Origin of the sequence: Antrihabitans auranticaus (assembly GCF_016481275.1) — a bacterium.
Taxonomy (GTDB): Bacteria; Actinomycetota; Actinomycetes; order Mycobacteriales; family Mycobacteriaceae; genus Antrihabitans.
On sequence record NZ_JAEMNW010000021.1, the window covers coordinates 1 to 2716 of the forward strand.

A 2716-nucleotide genomic window follows, 5' to 3' on the forward strand; every position below is an offset into this window, starting at 1 on the left:
CCGATGCCCATCCGGCCGCGCCACCACCAACCGCGCACCAACCTGCAACGGCCAGAAGAACTCCCACACACTCACATCGAACGTCGCCGGCGTCTTCTGCAACACCACATCATCGGCACCCAAACCATAAGCCGACTGCATCCACACCAACCGGTTCACGATCGCCCCATGGGAAACCGCAACACCCTTCGGCCGACCCGTCGACCCCGACGTGAAAATCACATACGCCGTGTTTCCTGCACGCAACGGAGCGACTCGCTCCGCATCCGCGACTGGTTCGGCCGAGAATCCAGCCAGATCCAGCTCGTCGATCAGCACCGCATCAGGAGTACCGAAGTCGTCACCGCGAGTGGTGAGTACGCACACCGGCTGGGCGGTGTCGAGAATGTAATCGATACGTTCGGCCGGGTGATCGGGGTCCACGGGCACGTACGCACCACCGGCGACGATCACCGCGTACATACCGATCACCAGATCCAGCGACCGGCGCATCCCCAATGCGACCATCGAGTCCGGACCCACACCGGCTTCGATCAGCCAGCGCGCCAATTGCTGTACACGGCCGGCGAATTCGCCATACGTCAGCTCGGAGCCCTCGAAGACCAATGCCACCGCATCCGGCGCCGCCACGACCTGCGACTCCCACAACGACACCAACGTCGCCGCAGAATCCACCGCAAAACCGGTGTCGTTCCACTCCACCAGCACCCGACGCCGCTCGGCAACCTCGAGCAACTCGATATCACCCACAGCCACATTCGCATCCGCGAGCACAACCTCGAGAATCCGAACAAACCGCTCCGCAAACGACGCCACCGTCGACTGATCGAAAAGATCAGTGGCATAGGCGAAGATCGCCTGCATCTCGTCAGGCAGACCGTTCTCGTCGTACTGGTCGACGAGCGTCAACTGCAGGTCGAACTTCGCCAGTTCGTCGCCGGTCGGCAGACCACTGACGGTGAGGCCGTCCAATTCGAGGTGCGGGCGTTGCTGATTCTGGAACGCGAGCATGACTTGGAACAGCGGATGGCGGGCACGGGATCGGGCCGGGTTCAGCACCTCGACCAACCGCTCGAACGGCACGTCGGCGTGACCGAAGGCTTCGAGGTCGACCTCACGAACGGATTCGAGGAGATCGGCGAAGGTCGCCGCGGGATCGAAGGCCGTGCGAAGCACCAGCGTGTTGACGAACATACCGATCAGGTCGTCCAACGCACGCTCGCCGCGGCCTGCCACCGGTGTGCCGATGACGATGTCGTCTGTTCCCGACAGTCGCGCAAGCAGTACGGCAAAGGCGGCATGGGTCGCCATGAAGACTGTCGAATGCTGTTCGCGGGCAAGGCGAGTCATTCGCTGATGCAGTTCGGCCGAGATCGTGAACTCGTAGCTCGAACCGCTCTCGGTCGCGACTGCCGGACGTGGCCGGTCCGTCGGTAGATCCAGCTGGTCGGGAATGCCGGCCAGTGCACGGCTCCAGTAGTCCAGCTGCGTGGAGATGAGCGAACCGGGGTTGTCCTCGGAACCCAGCATCGCTCGCTGCCACAGCGAGAAATCGGCGTACTGCACGCGATGGGGTTCCCAGGCGGGCAGGTCACCTTGCGCGCGAGCCGCGTAGGCAACCATCAGGTCGCGCGTGAACGGCCCGATCGAGAAGCCGTCCGCGCTGATGTGATGGACGACGATCACCAGGACGTAGTCGGTTTCTCCGACCTGCACGAGTCGGGCCCGAACCGGCGCGTCGACAGTGACGTCGAAGCCGCGGAGAACGAACTCGACGATCGTCGAGTGCAGGTTCGCTTCGTCGATCGCGACGGGCGTGAGGTCCGGCACCGCGCGCGCCACGGGCAGCAGAACCTGGTGCGGACCGTCCGGCGAGTCCGGGTAGACGGTGTGCAGCGTTTCGTGGCGTGCGATGACGTCGCCGACGGCGGCCTGCAGTGCGGGCACATCCAGCCGTCCGGCAAGCTTGAGTGCGACCGGGATGTTGTTGACGGCCGATGCGGTATCGAACCGGTTGAGGAACCACATCCGTTGCTGGGCAAGCGAAAGCGGAACTCGGTCGGGTCGCTCCTGCGGCACCAGCGCTGCCCGCGCACCCGCTCCGGCATGCGACTCGGCGCGCGCCGCCAAAGTCCCGACCGTGCTCGCCTCGAACAGATCACGAACGCCGATGCGGGCATCGAGCGCAGCGGACAGACGCGCCACGACCTGCGTGGCAACCAAGCTGTTTCCGCCCAGTTCGAAGAAGTCGTCGTCGAGTCCGACACGGTCCACGGCCAGCACCTCGGCGAAGGTGTTGGCGACGATTTCCTCGATCGGCGTGGTCGGGGCGCGGAAGACCTTCGCCTCGAACACGGGCGCGGGCAACGCCTTTCGATCCAGCTTGCCCGACGCATTCAGCGGCAGCTCGTCGAGCACGACGAAGGCCGACGGCACCATGTAGCCAGGCAATTCGGCCACCAGTTCGGTGCGGACCGACTCGACGTCGACACCCGCCACCGACGCCGGCACGAGGTAGCCGACGAGTTGGTCGCCCATCCGGGCGTCGCCACGCACGACGACGACAGCCTGCGCGACAGGGGGCAGCGCCATCAGTGCGGCTTCGATCTCGCCGAGCTCGATACGCAAACCACGCAACTTCACCTGGAAATCGGTACGACCGATGTACTCCAACTCACCATCGACACCCCACCGCACCAAGTCACCCGTCCGGTAC

General features: G+C 64.7%; 1 protein-coding gene. It reads right to left on the minus strand.

Annotated elements, in window-relative coordinates; all coding sequences use genetic code 11:
* The coding region (locus JGU72_RS30455; protein ID WP_199688047.1) for a condensation domain-containing protein at nt 1-2716 on the minus strand (2716 nt) is incomplete at both ends.